This window comes from Clostridium sp. LXY-7 (genome assembly GCF_056172015.1).
Map to the genome: position 1 here is coordinate 485472 of NZ_JBLLJL010000004.1, position 15855 is coordinate 501326.

15 protein-coding genes are annotated in these 15855 nt (G+C 30.9%); all 15 read left to right on the forward strand.

Going from position 1 to position 15855, the window contains the following annotated elements; genetic code table 11:
• The first annotated feature begins 3 nt into the window (after positions 1 to 3).
• The 15 genes from ACI48Q_RS15525 to ACI48Q_RS15595 all read left to right on the forward strand — a co-directional run bounded on the left by ACI48Q_RS15525 (position 4) and on the right by ACI48Q_RS15595 (position 15785).
• Positions 4 to 1263 carry a serine hydrolase domain-containing protein gene (locus tag ACI48Q_RS15525; protein ID WP_474920027.1) on the forward strand — a complete coding sequence of 420 codons (1260 nt, stop codon included), beginning with the start codon at positions 4 to 6 and terminating at the stop codon, positions 1261 to 1263.
• Between the two features lie 126 nt (positions 1264 to 1389).
• The gene (locus tag ACI48Q_RS15530; RefSeq protein ID WP_474920028.1) at positions 1390 to 2142 is read left to right on the forward strand and encodes a GNAT family N-acetyltransferase; all 753 of its coding nucleotides are present in this window, start codon (positions 1390 to 1392) and stop codon (positions 2140 to 2142) included.
• Between the two features lie 155 nt (positions 2143 to 2297).
• Positions 2298 to 3224, forward strand: a complete 927-nt coding sequence (locus tag ACI48Q_RS15535) for a GNAT family N-acetyltransferase (RefSeq protein WP_474920029.1) — start codon at positions 2298 to 2300, stop codon at positions 3222 to 3224.
• A gap of 364 nt (positions 3225 to 3588) precedes the next feature.
• Positions 3589 to 3789, forward strand: coding sequence for a hypothetical protein (locus tag ACI48Q_RS15540; RefSeq protein ID WP_474920030.1), 201 nt, complete (start codon positions 3589 to 3591; stop codon positions 3787 to 3789).
• Between the two features lie 177 nt (positions 3790 to 3966).
• A complete protein-coding gene (locus ACI48Q_RS15545) occupies positions 3967 to 5226 on the forward strand; it encodes a serine hydrolase domain-containing protein (protein WP_474920031.1) in 1260 nt (419 codons plus the stop codon).
• A gap of 195 nt (positions 5227 to 5421) precedes the next feature.
• The gene (locus ACI48Q_RS15550) at positions 5422 to 6153 is read left to right on the forward strand and encodes a TrmH family RNA methyltransferase (RefSeq protein WP_474920032.1); all 732 of its coding nucleotides are present in this window, start codon (positions 5422 to 5424) and stop codon (positions 6151 to 6153) included.
• Positions 6154 to 6311: 158 nt separating this feature from the next.
• Complete coding sequence (locus ACI48Q_RS15555; protein WP_474920033.1) at positions 6312 to 6887, forward strand: GNAT family N-acetyltransferase; 576 nt, start codon at positions 6312 to 6314, stop codon at positions 6885 to 6887.
• A 24-nt stretch (positions 6888 to 6911) separates the two neighbouring features.
• Entirely contained in the window at positions 6912 to 7841 is a 930-nt protein-coding gene (locus tag ACI48Q_RS15560) for a GNAT family N-acetyltransferase (protein ID WP_474920034.1), read from the forward strand.
• Positions 7842 to 7895: 54 nt separating this feature from the next.
• Positions 7896 to 8327: a GNAT family N-acetyltransferase gene (locus ACI48Q_RS15565; RefSeq protein WP_474920035.1), complete on the forward strand. Its 432-nt coding sequence runs from the start codon at positions 7896 to 7898 to the stop codon at positions 8325 to 8327.
• 360 nt (positions 8328 to 8687) lie between these two features.
• Positions 8688 to 9443, forward strand: coding sequence for a class I SAM-dependent DNA methyltransferase (locus ACI48Q_RS15570; protein ID WP_474920036.1), 756 nt, complete (start codon positions 8688 to 8690; stop codon positions 9441 to 9443).
• Between the two features lie 497 nt (positions 9444 to 9940).
• Entirely contained in the window at positions 9941 to 11644 is a 1704-nt protein-coding gene (locus ACI48Q_RS15575) for an ABC transporter ATP-binding protein (RefSeq protein ID WP_474920037.1), read from the forward strand.
• Between the two features lie 63 nt (positions 11645 to 11707).
• Positions 11708 to 13450, forward strand: a complete 1743-nt coding sequence (locus ACI48Q_RS15580; protein ID WP_474920038.1) for an ABC transporter ATP-binding protein — start codon at positions 11708 to 11710, stop codon at positions 13448 to 13450.
• A 119-nt stretch (positions 13451 to 13569) separates the two neighbouring features.
• Entirely contained in the window at positions 13570 to 13953 is a 384-nt protein-coding gene (locus tag ACI48Q_RS15585) for a PH domain-containing protein (RefSeq protein ID WP_474920039.1), read from the forward strand.
• A 396-nt stretch (positions 13954 to 14349) separates the two neighbouring features.
• Entirely contained in the window at positions 14350 to 15246 is an 897-nt protein-coding gene (locus ACI48Q_RS15590; RefSeq protein ID WP_474920040.1) for a GNAT family N-acetyltransferase, read from the forward strand.
• Positions 15243 to 15785 carry a GNAT family N-acetyltransferase gene (locus ACI48Q_RS15595; RefSeq protein WP_474920041.1) on the forward strand — a complete coding sequence of 181 codons (543 nt, stop codon included), beginning with the start codon at positions 15243 to 15245 and terminating at the stop codon, positions 15783 to 15785. The genes ACI48Q_RS15590 and ACI48Q_RS15595 overlap by 4 nt, the downstream gene beginning before the upstream one ends.
• Positions 15786 to 15855: the final 70 nt, after the last annotated feature.

Sequence of the window (15855 nt, forward strand, 5' to 3'; positions counted from 1 at the left end):
AAGATGAAGGATAAAGAAATTCAACTTAAACTAGAAGAGTACATGGATAGCTATGTAGATACATGGCCCTTTAGTGGCTCAGTGTCAGTGGCAAAGCAGGGTAAAGTTATTTTTGAAAAGGGGTATGGAATGGCTAGCATAGAACATAGCGTACTTAATACTCCTAATACAAAATTTAGGATATGGTCAATAACAAAGCAATTTACTGCAGTAGCAATTTTATTACTTGAAGAAAGAGGACTTTTAAAAACAAGTGACACCTTGAGGAGTTATTTCCCTAATTATCCTGAATTTGATGAAAGAATTACAATTCATCATTTACTTACTAATACATCAGGACTTTTTAATTATACAAACGTTCCAGATTCTCATAAGAAATTATATAAAATGCCTTTGACTTCTGAAGAATTAATTAATATTTTTAAGGATAGACCTTTAGAATTCGAGCCAGGAAGTAATTGGAATTACAGTAATTCAGGATATCATCTTTTAGGCCTTATAATAGAAAAAGTTTCGGGGAAAACCTATGGGGAATTCCTAAAAGATAATATATTTGACACATTGGGTATGAAGAGTTCGGGTGTAGATGATAACAGAGCTATACTACAAAATAAGGCAACAGGGTATTATCTAAACGACGAAAGTTTAATTCAGTGCGGCTATGTGGATATGAATACTGTCTTTTCGTCTGGAAGCATCTATTCTACTGTTGAAGATATGAATTTATGGATTGAAGGTCTGTTTGGAGGAAGGCTTATAAAGAAAGCTTCCCTTGAAAAAATGATCACTTCATATAAAAATCAATATGGGTATGGAGTATTTGTTGATGAACAATTCAATAGAAGAAGAATTAATCATGGAGGAGGCTGTGAGGGATTTTTAACACAACTTCATTATTATATTGAAGAAGGAGTATCCATTTCAGTATTTAGCAACTATGGTTTTACGGCAGTATGGGGTATTAGTGAAACTCTGGCTGCTATAGTTTTTGGGGAAAGTTATAAGTTTCCTTACAAACCAGAAGTCTTTCAATTAGATACAAAGGTTTATGAAGAGTATATGGGAATATACGAGGAGAATGGTACTAAGCTTAAAGTAACAAGAGAGGGAGACAAACTATTATTCATAATAGATGATGACTATATCATTCCCATGTACCCTATATCTGAAACTAGATTTCACCATACTTGGATAGATGAAGAATACCAATTTGAAAGGGATAGTGAAGGGCAGCTACATTTTTGGGGAATAAAAAAAGTTTAGGTGTATTGATGGTTACTTATATATTAGTTTTTTAGAGCTAACTAGCATATAAAAAGTAGCAAAGCAGAAGAATACCTAAAATACATTGATATGGAGAATGATGATTAAAGGATGGGGGTGTAAAATATGTATACAAAAACTGAAATACTTAGCATGGCAAAAAAACAATTGGCACTTGATTATAATTGTGAACCCTTAGACTTTGAAAAAGAGAGAAATACAATTACTAAAAATGAACTCCTAAAGGGCAGGCGTATCTGTGAAAGTGATGGCTGCTTCCTAAAAATAATTAGTATAGGTGGCAGGGCAATAATCTGCGCTGATGAAAAAATAATACCATGGCTTGAAGAAAAGATTTTAAAGCAAAATGCCAGCTGGTTGTTTGATTACGGTAAACTTAGGGCTATAGATAATAAATTAAGAGAATTTGGTCATGAAATTGATGAGATGCCTCACTTTTATCTACCAAATCCTGTTACTTGTAATGTAAAGCCAATTACTACAATAAAATGGTTTGAAAAACAAGAGATATTACCATTTCAAGGTGATAGCAGGTTTGATCAAGCTTTTGTTTTTAATGATAATTACCCGGATGTTCTTGGAGTTGCTGCTTTTGATGGTGACATTATAGTTGGTATGGCAGGGGCTAGTGAAGATAGTAAAACCTTATATCAAATTGGTATTGATGTATTGCCTGAATATAGAGGAAAAGGTATTGGTACAAATCTGGTTGCATTATTAAAACAAGAACTTTTAAAGCGTGGAAAGATACCTTTTTATGGAACCGCAGTATCTCATATAATTTCTAAAAATACTGCTATAAATGCTGGCTTTTTTCCTGCATGGGCAGAAGTGTATTCAAGAAAATTAGAAGATTAAGTTAGAAAGAATTATATATTATTGTAATACATACAAAAGAGAAGTTTCTAATAGAACAAATGAACAATTGTAGAAAATTATTCTGAAGATAAGAAGATGAGCAGAGATGGTAAAATTTATAACAAATGAGCTTTGATGTAGAAGGGGGGAGAATTATGAGCATTTCTTTTAGATATTATACAGATGAAGACTTTTTAAAATTAGAACAACTTGTCTTAAATAGTTATGCATGGGGTAATCCACCATGGGGAGTAAGCCGTCATGAGTTTAGTCGTGGAGTTCACAGTGCATGGGCAAATGTAAAAGATAATTGGAGACATATAGTAGGTATATGGGAAGAAGAGGGTAATATTATTTCAGCAGTTATATGCGAAGGGGTATGGCATGGAGATGCCTTTTTTCTATTAGATTCTTTAGAACGACAAAGAGATAGAGAGTTACTAGAGAGAATGTTCCATCATGCGGAAACACATTTCTCTTGTTTTAAAAAAGACTATGAAAATAATACAAGATACTTACATGTAGTCATTCCACCAGAATATGATCTGGTAAAAATAATGGCAAAAGAGAGAGGCTATGAGTTGTCTCAGAAAGTGGAACGAGCTTTAATACTTCCGTTTTCAGAAAAGAAATTTGATGTTATACTTCCAAATGGATATAGGATAGTTGATGGAAACCAAACACCAGACTTTTTTCTTTCAAATACTCATATGTTTTCTTTTAACTATACACTTCCTATAGCGGAAACAGGAGAAAGAGGATTTCACGATTTGAGAAAAATGCCAGGGTATAAACCAGAACTTGATTTATGTGTATTAGATGATGAAGGAAAACCAGTGGGATTTGCCATCATTTGGTATAACGAAAAAATGCCTTATTGTGAATTAGAGCCGCTTGGAGTTGTATGGTGGTGTAGAAGAAAGGGAATAGGGAGGGCATTGATATATGAGGCAGCTAATCGAGTTATGAAGATGTCGCCACAGTGTAGGGGAATGCTTGGAGGAGATCAGCAATTTTATTGGGATTTAGGTTTTAAAGTTGAGAGAATTAATGAAATTTGGGATTGGAGAAAAAAATTTTAATAGTACGCAATTTTCATATAAAGCCTTCTTTTTGTTCAACTTCGATATAGAACTATTTTGGATATATAAGAATCATTAGGAAAATAGTACAATTTCTTTAAGAAAGAAATTTAGATGTGACGAAAAGGGATTTAAAGAGATGATTCTTAAAAAAATATAAAAAATAATTTGAATATTCTTATATATTTGGAGCATTTGCAACCATTGAATTAATTAATACAATGTCTGATAAGGTTATAGGAAGTATTATAAAGTCAAGTTATATAGAGAGTGATGATGAAATAAGTTTATATGAGTTATGCAAAAGTAAAAATATAAGTGTACAAGTAAATGATAAGATATTACATTTCAAAATAATGAAGGGTTGAATCTTAATTACAGTGTAGATGAGTATACTGAATGGGTTAAGAGATATTTTGATAGCAATTTAGATATAGAGCTTTTAAATAGAGCTTCAACTTTAGTATATGATAAAGCTACTAAAGAATTAGTGGGAGTTTGCTATATATCTATGTGGCAACAGTGGCCTTTAATATCTCAAATAGTGATAAAGCCTATTCTTTAACTGTCTTAGAGGGCAATGAAGCATCTATTAAAATGCATAAAAAACTTGGATATGAATGGAAGATATTACGATGAGATATGTTTTGGATTAACAAAGGACAGGTATTTAAAAAATATGCAAAATAAATAGGTTTGGATTTGAATTTTTATTTTAGAAGGGCATTAGGGGGAAGAGAAGATGAAGGATAAAGAAATTCAACTTAAAATAGAAGAGTACATGGATAGTTATGTAGATACATGGCCCTTTAGTGGATCAGTGTCAGTGGCAAAGCTGGGGAAAGTTATTTTTGAAAAGGGGTATGGAATGGCGAGTATAGAGCACAGTGTATCTAATACTCCCAACACAAAATTTAGAATATGGTCAATAACAAAGCAATTTACGGCAGTAGCAATCTTAATGCTTGAGGAAAGAGGACTTTTAAAAACCAGTGATACCTTAAAGAGTTATTTTCCTAATTATCCTGAATTCGATGAAAGAATCACCATTCATCATTTACTTACTAATACATCAGGACTTTTTAATTATACAAACGTTCCAGATTCTCATAAGAAATTATGTAAAATGCCTTTGACTTCTGAAGAATTAATTAGTATTTTTAAGGATAGACCTTTAGAATTCGAGCCAGGAAGTAATTGGGATTACAGCAATTCAGGATATTATATGTTAGGTCTTATAATAGAAAAAATTTCGGGGAAAACCTATGAGGAGTTTCTAAAGGATAATATATTTGAGCCTTTGGGTATGAAGAATTCTGGTGTAGATGACAACAGAACTATACTACCCAATAAGGCAACAGGGTACTATCTAAATGACGAGAGCTTAATTCAGTGTGGTTATGTGGATATGAATCCTGTCTTTTCATCTGGGGGCATGTATTCTACTGTTGAAGATATGAATTTATGGATTGAAGGTCTGTTTGGAGGATGGCTTATAAAGAAGGCTTCCCTTGAAAAAATGATTACTCCATATAAAAATCAATATGGGTATGGAGTATTTATCGATGAACAATTTAATAGAAGAAGAATTAATCATGGAGGAGGCTGGGAGGGGTTTTTAACCGAACTTCATTATTATATTGAAGAAGGAGTATCCATTTCAGTATTTAGCAACTATGGTTTTACGGCAGTATGGGGTATTAGTGAAACTCTGGCTGCTATAGTTTTTGGTGAAAGCTATAAATTTCCTTATAAACCAGAGCCTTATAAATTACATTCAGAGATATATGAAGAATATATGGGCATATATGATGATAATGGTACTAAGCTCACAGTAACAAAACATAAAGACAAACTATTCTTTACAATAGATGATGATTATATTATTCCTATGTATCCTGTGTCTGAAACTAAATTTCATCACACTTGGATAGATGAAGAATACAAATTTGAAAGGGATAGTGAAGGGCAGCTACATTTTTGGGGAGCAAAGAAGGTTTAGCCTTTGTGAGTTAAGCATATAATAAATTATTCAGCGTGTTAGAACAAGGTCTTGATATCAAACTTAACTTGATATCAAGGCCTTATTTTCGCTCAACTTTGATATAGAACTATTCTGGATATATAAGAATTATGAGGAAAATAGTACAATTTTTTTAGGAATAAATTTTAAAATAATGAAAAGGAATTTAGAGAGATGATTCTTAAAAAATATAAAAAACAATTTGAATACTCCTATACCTTTGGAGCATTTGCAACTATAGAGTTAATTAATAGGTGTCCAGATAAGGTTATAGGAATTGCTGTAAAATCAAGTTATATAGAGGGCGATAACGGAATAAATTTATATGAGTTATGTAGAAGTAAAAATATAGATGTACAAGTGAATGATCATATATTTTCTAAAATTGCAGATAAAGAAAATTATTATGTTATAGGAATTTTTAAAAAGTATACCTTGAATTTAGACAGAAATAAATCTCATATAGTTTTAGTCAATCCAAGTAATATGGGAAATATGGGAACTATTATTAGAACCATGGTTGGATTTGGCATGGATAACTTAGCAATTATAAGTCCAGGGGTGGATATATTTGATCCTAAGGTTATAAGAGCATCCATGGGAGCATTGTTTAAAATCAAATTTAATTACTATGATGATTTTAATGCTTATAGGAGAGATTTCACTGACCATAGCATTTATACCTTTATGATAAATGGAGAAAAATCCATTAAAAATATAGCTGCAGCTGAAGATAAATTAGTTTCTTTAGTTTTCGGAAATGAAGCTACAGGACTTGATGAGGATTTTTTAAACGTGGGTACAAGTATTTCAATAGCTCATTCAAAGGAAATTGATTCTTTAAATCTATCTATAGCAGTAGGTATTGCATCTTATGAATTTTCTAAGAGTTTATGTAAATATTAGGTTTCGTTATGGAAAGGAAGAATTAAATAGGTCATGGGAACTAAGAGGGATTATGTTATATCCAAACAGTAGTTCTACTACAGAATAGGCTTTGAAAATTATGCTAATGCTACTCGGGGAGAAAAGTGTAAAGAGTAAAGATCGTAAAGGGGAAAATCATGGGATATTTAAAGAAGCTAATAGGTGAAAAATGTTATCTAGCGCAAATGGTCTATGATGATTATATAGAATTTGCAGAGTGGTTTACAGATATGAGAACAACCATTGGACTCGGAGATGCAGCAGGCAATTATTCTATAGAAAGTACTAAAGAATTTTTCGGAAAACATTATAGTAGCAAAGCTAATCATTTTTCAATAGTTGATTTAAAAGAAGATAAGCTAATTGGCTTTTGTTGGCTTAAAGAGATAAACTATATAGATAGGGCAACAGAATTAGCAATTTTAATAGGGGATAGTAACTTTAGAGGACAAGGCTATGGATTAGAAGCAATGCAGCTTACTATAGATTATTGCTTTAACATATTAAACCTACATAATGTAATGGTGGTTGTTTATTCTCATAATGAGAAAGCAATAAGAATGTATAAGAAAGTTGGTTTTAAGGAATTTGGAAGAAGACGTGAATCTCATTTTATAGGTGGAAAAGCTTATGATGAGGTATATATGGACATTTTACCTAAAGATTATAAAGGAAAATCAGTTACTGATGTGTATTTTCTAGAAAATAAATAGTAAAAAGCACAGGGGGTATCATAAATGACATTAGAGAATTATTCAAAGGAAATAAATATATATGAGCTGGGAGAAGGGTATGAACTTCAAAGAGCAGACCATGAAATTTTTTCAAAATATCATGCAACTTATTATGAATTACAGAAGGCAAATGGGTGGTTTAAGAAGAATTATGATATAATGCGTTCAGTTATATTTGAGGAAGACGAGTGCTTCTGGATACTTAAGGATGGGAGGAAAGTTGGGGGAGCCCTTATGGAACCTAATTTTATAGAGGGAGTGTTTGTCATTCCACCATTTGAAGATGAATATGAAATACTTAGAAAGCTTAAAGAAATTTTAGTTTATTGGTCAGATTTTGATAGACCTATTGAGGCTTCTACAGTTGATTCATCTCAAGTTCAAAACTATGAAAAGTTAGGGTTTATAAAAGCAGAGAGTGGACGTTGGATGGTAAGACCAACTGAGGTTCTCAATATTAGCTGGGATGATAACTATTATGTTACTTCTCCAAAAAGAGAAGATGAATTACAAATGGGAAAGCTACTTCATGAGGCCTTTCAGAATAATGAAGGCTTGAACTTCAATCACAGTGTAGAAGAGTATACTAAATGGGTTAAAGAGTATTTTGATAACAATTTAAATATAGAGCTTTTAAATAGAGCTTCAACCCTAGTATATGATAAAGCTACTAAAGAATTAGTAGGGGTTTGCTATATATCTATGTGGCAAGAGTGGCCTTTAGTATCTCAAATAGCTGTAAAGCCTAGCTATGCTGGTAAGGGCATTGGAGCTAAAATGCTAAAAAATGCACTTACAGTTTTAAGTGAAGAATATCCAGTAGTTAGATTATATGTAGACATAGGAAATAAAGCAGAAGAATTATATCATAAATTAGGTTTCTCAAAGGGACTTCAGTTAACGGATATGAAGCTTGAAGTATTAGAAAAGTAATAATACAATTAACTCGCAAAAGGCTAGTACATGTAGGAATTAGGAGGGATTAGAATGAGTGTTGATTATAATAAGGCTAATGGCATTGAGCTATTAACTTGTGATGATAACGAAGCAGAGTATATACATAATAAGCTAATAGAGCATAACATTAAGTATATTACAAACGCTGAAGAATTTAAATTTTGCTTAAAGGACAGTAGTGGTAAAATTATAGGTGGAATTATTGCTTCAAAGGATAATGAATCTATGACTATTGATTTTTTATGGGTAGATGAATCCCTTAGAGAAAAAGGCTATGGAGGTAAATTAATAAAAAATATTGAAGATATTGCTAAAGATACAGATTGTATTGTAATTTGGCTTAATACTTTTGGATTTCAAGCTCCAGAATTTTATACAAAAATGGGATATGAGTTATTTGGTGTATTGGAAAAGTGCATTAATGGCTATGATCAATACTTTTTTAAGAAAATAATTAAATAATTTATAAGCAAGATATAAGTTAATATAGCATGTGAGTTAAAGCCTATAAATGTAAAAAAGTATTGCATTTATGGGCTTTTATGATTAATTAATTTTAATAATGAGCCAGTGCATTGTGAAATTCCTTACGAATTGTATTTAAAAAGCATTAAAAAAGTATGTAGAACGAGTTGGTAAAATTAAAGTCAATTTAATAATTTTAACAAACTAGGAACAGTTAAAGCTTTAATAAGATGATATACTGCAATTACCACGTGGAAAAAGATTTATATTAGTTTGAATAAGGAAAATAATAATTAGGTATCTTTAAGTTTAAAAGAAATATAAATTTAAAGATAAGATAAAAAAAGGAGATTTTATATGTTTAGTTTTTATGGTAGTTTATCTACTGAAGTTTATGATTTAGATAAACCAATAGGTCGTTCTTTTGGAGATGTGGAATACTATAGAGAAAGGCTAAAAGATTGTACAGGAAAAATTCTTGAGCCAGCAGTAGGAACGGGTAGAATTTTAATTCCATTACTAGAAGCTGGCCTTAATGTAGATGGTATAGATTGTTCTGAGGACATGCTATCTTTATGCAAAAAATATTGTAAAGAAAGAAATCTTTATTCTGAATTACACATAGAAGATATGAGCTCTTTCAATTTACAAAATAAATATGATGCTGTAATTTTACCTACAGGTTCTTTTTTATTAATAAAAGATAGAGAAGATTCAATAAGAGCTTTAAAATGTTTTTATGAACATTTAAGAAAAGATGGAAGATTAATTGTTGATATTTTTTTGCAAACAGATTTTAAACCAGGAACTATTTCAACAAGGACATGGCAAACTCAAAATGGTGATTTGATTACTTTGGAAGAAAAGCAGGTGGAAATTAATCCAATTAAACAGTATACTGTATCTCATATGAAATATGAAAAATGGAGAGATAAAAAATTAATTGAGACAGAACTTGAGTACTTTCTATTAAGTTGGTATGGAGTTGAGGAGTTTAAGAAACTTCTTGAGAATATTGGATTTTCAGATATTGTGATTTCATCAGATTATCAATATAATATTTATCCAACAAATGGAGATCAAATAATTACATTTGAGGCTTATAAAAGATAAGTATAGTTTTAACTGATAATGGTTCATCAAATAGAATCATGCAAGAATATGCCTTTAAATATATTGATGATATAAAGCTAGAAGATAGAAAATTTCGCAGATATAAGCTAACAAAAGAATGAGGGTATTAATATATAACTTTGCTTGTATTGAAATAGGTAAAACAAATAAAGTAAGGAATTTGGGAAATTCATAAATTTATTTTTTAAATTTTATGGATGTTCCCAATTTTTATTTATTAGGAATATCTTTATCAGCAGTGTTTCTGTATATTTCACCATTATTTGTAGCTCTTTTTTTCAAAATTATATATAAAGAAAAGTTTAACGAGAGAAAGATATTTTCTTTAACATTATGTTTTTTATGGGTATTCATAATAGCTACATATGGAATAAAGGAAACGTGTCTTGGTGGAAGTTCACCAGATGTCAGTGTATAATATATTATGAAGTAAAATTTACTTGAAATATATAATTATTTATTAGGTGGAAATAAAAATGAAGCAAATATTTAAATATTTAGAACCATATGTTTTTCGGATGATTATTGGACTTACTATAAAATTTACAGGTACTATTGTGGAACTGGCGCTTCCTTGGATATTATCCTATATGATTGATGATATTATTCCACTACAGCAAGTGCGTCCTATTCTTATTTGGGGCGGACTTATGTTTTTGTGCTCTGTTATTGCAGTGGCATTTAATATCATAGCTAATAGAATGGCATCTAAGGTTGCCAGGGATACAACGGAGCGTATTCGAAATGATTTATTTTCTAAAATGATTTATCTTTCAAATAATCAAGTAGACTATTTCACCCTACCTTCTTTAATTTCGAGAGCCACTTCTGATACATATAATATTCACCAAATGCTAGGTATGATGCAAAGAATTGGAGTAAGAGCACCTATTTTACTTATAGGTGGTATAATCATTACTCTTACACTAGATCCTGTACTTACCTTAGTTATGATTGCAGTAATGCCCATTATATTTTTAGCGGTTACCTATGTTTCTAAAGTTGGTATTCCAATGTATTCTATTGTTCAAAAAAGGATAGATGACTTTATAAGAGTTGTCCGTGAGGATATAACAGGAATACGAGTTATTAAAGCCTTATCAAAGGAAGGTTATGAGAGAGAAAAATTTAATTATCGCAATGAAGCTGCTGTAGAACAAGAAAAGAAGACTGGAATGGTGATGTCTATATTAAACCCAGTTATGAATTTATGCTTAAATATTGGTACTGTACTGGTTATTTTAGCAGGAGCCTATAGGGTGAATAGTGGGGTAATTAAACCTGGAGTAATTATTGCATTTTTAACCTATGTTACATTAATTTTAAATGCTCTTTTATTTATTTCTAGAGTTTTTACCAATTATTCAAAGGCAAGTGCTTCAGCAAAGCGTATAAATGAGATTTTAAATGCTGAAGAAGAGCTTACAATTAAGAGCATACCAAAGGTAGATAATGGATATGCCATTGAATTTAATAATGTATCTTTTTCTTATAACAATAAGGAAAGTAATATAAGTAATATAAGCTTTGGTATTAAAAAGGGAGAGACCTTAGGTATTATTGGAGCTACAGGTTCTGGAAAATCTACTTTAGTTAAGCTATTAATGAGATTTTACGATGTAGATCAGGGTGAAATTAGAATTAATGGAGAAGATGTACGTGCTATTGATATGAAGGTGTTAAAAGAAAAATTTGGAGTTGTATTTCAAAATGATTTTATTAGTACAGATACCCTATTTGAGAATATACGATTTGGAAGGGATATAAGTGAAGCTGATGTAAAGGCATCGGCAGAATATGCAAGAGCTACTGAATTTATAGAAGGAAAGACAGATGGATTTCAAACCAAGGTAGCAGTAAGAGGGGCAGATTTAAGCGGTGGACAAAAGCAGAGATTACTTATTTCAAGAGCACTTGCATCGCACCCAGAGATTTTAATTTTAGATGATTCCTCCAGTGCTTTAGACTATAAAACAGATGCATTACTTCGAAAGGAACTTCAAAATCATTTTGAGGATACCACAACTATAATGATTGCTCAAAGAATTAGTTCTATTATGTCTGCTGATCATATCTGTGTTTTAGAGGACGGACAGATAGTTGGCTATGGAACCCATGAGGAACTTATAGAAAGTTGTGATATATACAGGGAAATTAGTGAGTCACAGTTAGGGGAATAAATTGTTTTAAATTTAAAAATATCTTGAAATGATTTATATAAACAAGGAGGGCATATTACAATTATGAAAAAAAAGAAGATGCATACCTTAAGAAGAATAATGTCCTATCTTTTAGAATATAAGGCATTACTAATCATTGCAGTTCTATTATCTATTGGAGGTAATTTATTTGCATTAGTAGGTCCCATGCTATCAGGTTATGCTATAGATAGCATTGAATTAGGAAGTGGTGCAGTAAATTTTAGTGAAGTATATTATTATTGCGGACTCATGATTATATTTTATATAATATCTTCTATTTTAACCTATATTCTGGCAGTAATTATGCTTGAGGTTAGTAAGAGGATATCCTATAGACTAAGAAAAGATTTGTTTGATCATCTACTTTCACTTCCAGTAGGATATTTTGATACCCATGCAACGGGAGATATTATAAGTAAAATCTCCTATGATATCGATACCTTAAACTCATCTTTAACCTCAGATTTAGTTACCATTTGTGGAAGTATTATTACAGTGATTGTGTCATTTATTTCTATGGTTATGATATCAACAAAGTTAGTACTGATTTTTGTATTTACAGTACCCATGTCCATTATAATCACAAAGAGGATGACAAAAATTACAAGACCTATGTTTCGTAATCGTTCAAGGAAGCTTGGAGAACTAAATGGAATGGTAGAGGAGTTTATATCGGGTCAGAAGACAATAAAGGCTTACAATCAGGAGGAAAATACAAAGGATAAATTTAGTAAAAAGAATGAAGAGGCTGTAAACGCTTATTATCGTGCGGATTATTATGGTTCTATGATTGGACCATCAGTTAATTTTATGAACAACTTATCTTTGACCTTAATTAGTATATTTGGTGCAATTATGTACTTATTTAATCAAATGAGTTTAGGAAATATTTCTTCCTTTGTATTATATTCTAGAAAATTTTCAGGGCCTATCAATGAATCTGCCAATATTATAGGAGAATTTCAATCTTCTTTAGCGGCAGCAGAAAGAATTTTTCAGCTTATGGATGAGTTAGCGGAAGAGGCTGATAAAGAAGAGGCACAGGAACTTTCTCAGGTTAATGGTGATGTAAGGGTTGAGAACATATCCTTTGGATATACAGCTGATAAAATAATTCTTAAAAATCTTAGTATGAAGGCACCATCTGGCAATATGATTGCTATTGTTGGACCAACTGGAGCGGGAAAAACCACATTGATTAACCTACTTATGCGATTCTATGATGTAAATGATGGAAGCATATATGTAGATGAATCGGAGATAAGGGAAGTAACAAGGGCAAGCCTCAGAAAATCCTATGCTATGGTGCTTCAAGATACCTGGTTATTTCAAGGTACCATCTTTGAGAATATTGCTTACGGTAATGAAAATGCTACCTTAGAAGATGTAATAAATGCAGCTAAGGCAGCAAAAATCCACTCTTATATAAAAAGACTTCCCAATGGGTATGATACAGTTCTTACAGATGATGGAACTAATATATCCAAAGGTCAAAAGCAGCTACTAACAATAGCAAGAACTATGCTCTTAGATTCTAAAATGCTTATTTTAGACGAGGCAACCTCCAATGTGGATACAAGAACGGAAATTCAAATTCAGCAAGCTATGAGGAATCTGATGAAGGGAAAAACCTGTTTTGTTATTGCACACAGACTTTCCACTATAAAAAGTGCTGATCATATATTGGTAGTAAAGGATGGTAATATAATAGAGCAGGGAAATCATAAGGAATTAATGAAACAAAAGGGATTTTATAGTCAACTGTATTATTCTCAATTTGAGTAAAGCTATTAAGATTAAAAATATGGAAAAGCTAGAGATGAAGATAGAAAAGAGTTTACAAGGTCCTATATATCTATAAAAACTACAAAATAAATTAATATATTATATTAGGAGGTTACGTTATGGCAGATGTAAATTTAAATAAGGTTTTTAATTTTTATGAGGAGATTCCTTTATCGGATTCGATGAAATCATTTATTTCGCCAAATGAAAAGGTGAATTTTGTTGTGAAAACAGTGAGGGATATGGCTGTTTTTACTGATAAGCGTATTCTAGTTGCTGATAAGCAGGGATTTACAGGTAAAAAAGTTGAATATTATACTATACCTTTTAAAAATATTATCACTTATGCAGTTGAAACCGCAGGTACATTTGATTTAGATTCAGAAATAAAACTAACATTATCTGGTGGCATAACAATAGAATTAAAGTTTATGAAGAGTAAAAATATGGACAATCTATTATTAAAGGTATATCATTTAATAAATAGTTTCATGATAGGTTAAAATGTACAGAAAATTTTATAGGTATTTATTTATTAACTTAGAATAAAGTGTTGATAATGAACTATATATTATTACTCACAAACCTTTTAAAACAAAGCCATAAATAAAATAAAAAATTCATACAAACCCAAAAGTAATATAACAATTATTGCAATAATTGTTATATCACTTTTTTATTTCTATAATAATATCTTTTATATTCTTTTGATGATTTATATTCTAACTTTAAATTAAGGTGATGTTTTAAAGTAGTGTTGATTTCTGAAACTATATTTTAAAACATCACATAAACTAAAAGTATCTGCTCAACTTTAATATAGAATTGTTTTGGACATATAAGATTAGCATGATAAATAGTAAGATTTTTATAAAGGTAGATAGTGAAGGATAAGTAATATGAGAGTTGAAAGATTAAAAGATGAAATGGTTGAAGACTTTATTAAGTATTGTAAGAAATATAGAGCAGATTCTAATGATGAAGGATTAAGCGATATAGATTTAGAAGGTTTTGAAGTTAATGAAGAAAATCCAACTTACATATTAGTGGATGATAATAATATTAAAGGAGCAGTGTCCCTTATTTTAGATGACTTTTATAAACAGGGAAGAATGGGTAGATTAAGAATATTTCACAGCATCGAAAATGAAATAGATAATTATAAAATTATGCTTAGAGCAATATTACAAGAAATAGAAGAAGTAGATAAAATATTTATATATATAGATCAAAAAAATGAGAAGGTGGCTGAAATATTAACAGCTTTACAGTTTAAAATAGGTGGATATAGCTTCACTATGATAAGAGAGGATAGAGAAGTTCCCAAAGCTACTTTTCCAGAGGGATTTGAGTTAAGAACTTTTAAAGAAAATAGGGATGAAGTAGATTGGTGTAAGGTTAGAAATATTGGATTTCCAGAGGATGCTCCAAGGACGCCAGAAAATGTATGTCTATATTGGAAAAGCGAACCACAGCGCCATTTAAAAGATGGAATGATGCTACTTTATCATAAGGAGGAAGCCATAGGAACAATACGTGCTTCAGTGGAATCTGAATCAGGAGAAAAACATACATACATATCTGTTGTATGCGTAAATCCAGAATATCGAGGAGAAGGGCTAGGAAAAAATTTATTAAGATCAGCACTAGATTATGGAAGAACTCAAGGATTGCCTAAGGCTATGCTCTGTGTAGATGTAGAAAATGAGAATGCATTAAACCTATATCTTAGAGAGGGTTTTACAAAATATAAATCAAGTGTATGGTATGAATATAATTGGAGGAAGAAGATATGAAATATAAATTTGTTCCAATGAATAAAGAGTACGCAAAAGAGATGATTAATAATTGGAAATATAAAGGGGAATATTCTATATATGACTATTGTAATGAGGAAGAATTATTACTAGAAGAAGAAAACTGGGGCTTTGGAAAATTTGCAGCTTTAGATGAAAACAATAATTTAATAGGTGAGCTTACTATAGAATTTTTTGAAGAGGTTGATGAAAATTCTGCGGGAGATGGATATGTAGACATAAAAACAGTGAAAAATAATCCAGATAAAATTTATGAAATGTGGATAGGTTTTGGATTAAGGTCGGAGTTAACTGGACAAGGGTTAGGTAGCAAATATGTATTAGAGTGTGTAGGGTTTGCAATAAAGCATCATAATTATAAAGGGAACTATGTTAGATTAGGGGTAGCAGAATTTAATAAGAGAGCAATAAAAGCATATGAAAAAGCAGGGTTTAAACAATTTGATACCTATAATGGGGATATAGCAGGTGAGAAATTTAAGATTCTGTGGATGAAAAAAAGTTTAAAAGATATGTAACAAACACTAATTTGGGGCTTAGTAAGTTAAGGATAAAGTGCTATTACACAACTAATTTAAGTAGTTAGTT

Bases quoted from the DNA above. Each gene is read 5' to 3' on its own strand.
- ACI48Q_RS15570 (WP_474920036.1), top strand. From the start codon at position 8,688: ATGTTTAGTTTTTATGGTAGTTTATCTACTGAAGTTTATGATTTAGAT.
- ACI48Q_RS15550 (WP_474920032.1), top strand. From the start codon at position 5,422: ATGATTCTTAAAAAATATAAAAAACAATTTGAATACTCCTATACCTTT.
- ACI48Q_RS15535 (WP_474920029.1), top strand. From the start codon at position 2,298: ATGAGCATTTCTTTTAGATATTATACAGATGAAGACTTTTTAAAATTA.
- ACI48Q_RS15560 (WP_474920034.1), top strand. From the start codon at position 6,912: ATGACATTAGAGAATTATTCAAAGGAAATAAATATATATGAGCTGGGA.
- ACI48Q_RS15530 (WP_474920028.1), top strand. From the start codon at position 1,390: ATGTATACAAAAACTGAAATACTTAGCATGGCAAAAAAACAATTGGCA.
- ACI48Q_RS15525 (WP_474920027.1), top strand. From the start codon at position 4: ATGAAGGATAAAGAAATTCAACTTAAACTAGAAGAGTACATGGATAGC.
- ACI48Q_RS15545 (WP_474920031.1), top strand. From the start codon at position 3,967: ATGAAGGATAAAGAAATTCAACTTAAAATAGAAGAGTACATGGATAGT.
- ACI48Q_RS15580 (WP_474920038.1), top strand. From the start codon at position 11,708: ATGAAAAAAAAGAAGATGCATACCTTAAGAAGAATAATGTCCTATCTT.
- ACI48Q_RS15590 (WP_474920040.1), top strand. From the start codon at position 14,350: ATGAGAGTTGAAAGATTAAAAGATGAAATGGTTGAAGACTTTATTAAG.
- ACI48Q_RS15575 (WP_474920037.1), top strand. From the start codon at position 9,941: ATGAAGCAAATATTTAAATATTTAGAACCATATGTTTTTCGGATGATT.
- ACI48Q_RS15565 (WP_474920035.1), top strand. From the start codon at position 7,896: ATGAGTGTTGATTATAATAAGGCTAATGGCATTGAGCTATTAACTTGT.
- ACI48Q_RS15585 (WP_474920039.1), top strand. From the start codon at position 13,570: ATGGCAGATGTAAATTTAAATAAGGTTTTTAATTTTTATGAGGAGATT.
- ACI48Q_RS15595 (WP_474920041.1), top strand. From the start codon at position 15,243: ATGAAATATAAATTTGTTCCAATGAATAAAGAGTACGCAAAAGAGATG.
- ACI48Q_RS15555 (WP_474920033.1), top strand. From the start codon at position 6,312: ATGGGATATTTAAAGAAGCTAATAGGTGAAAAATGTTATCTAGCGCAA.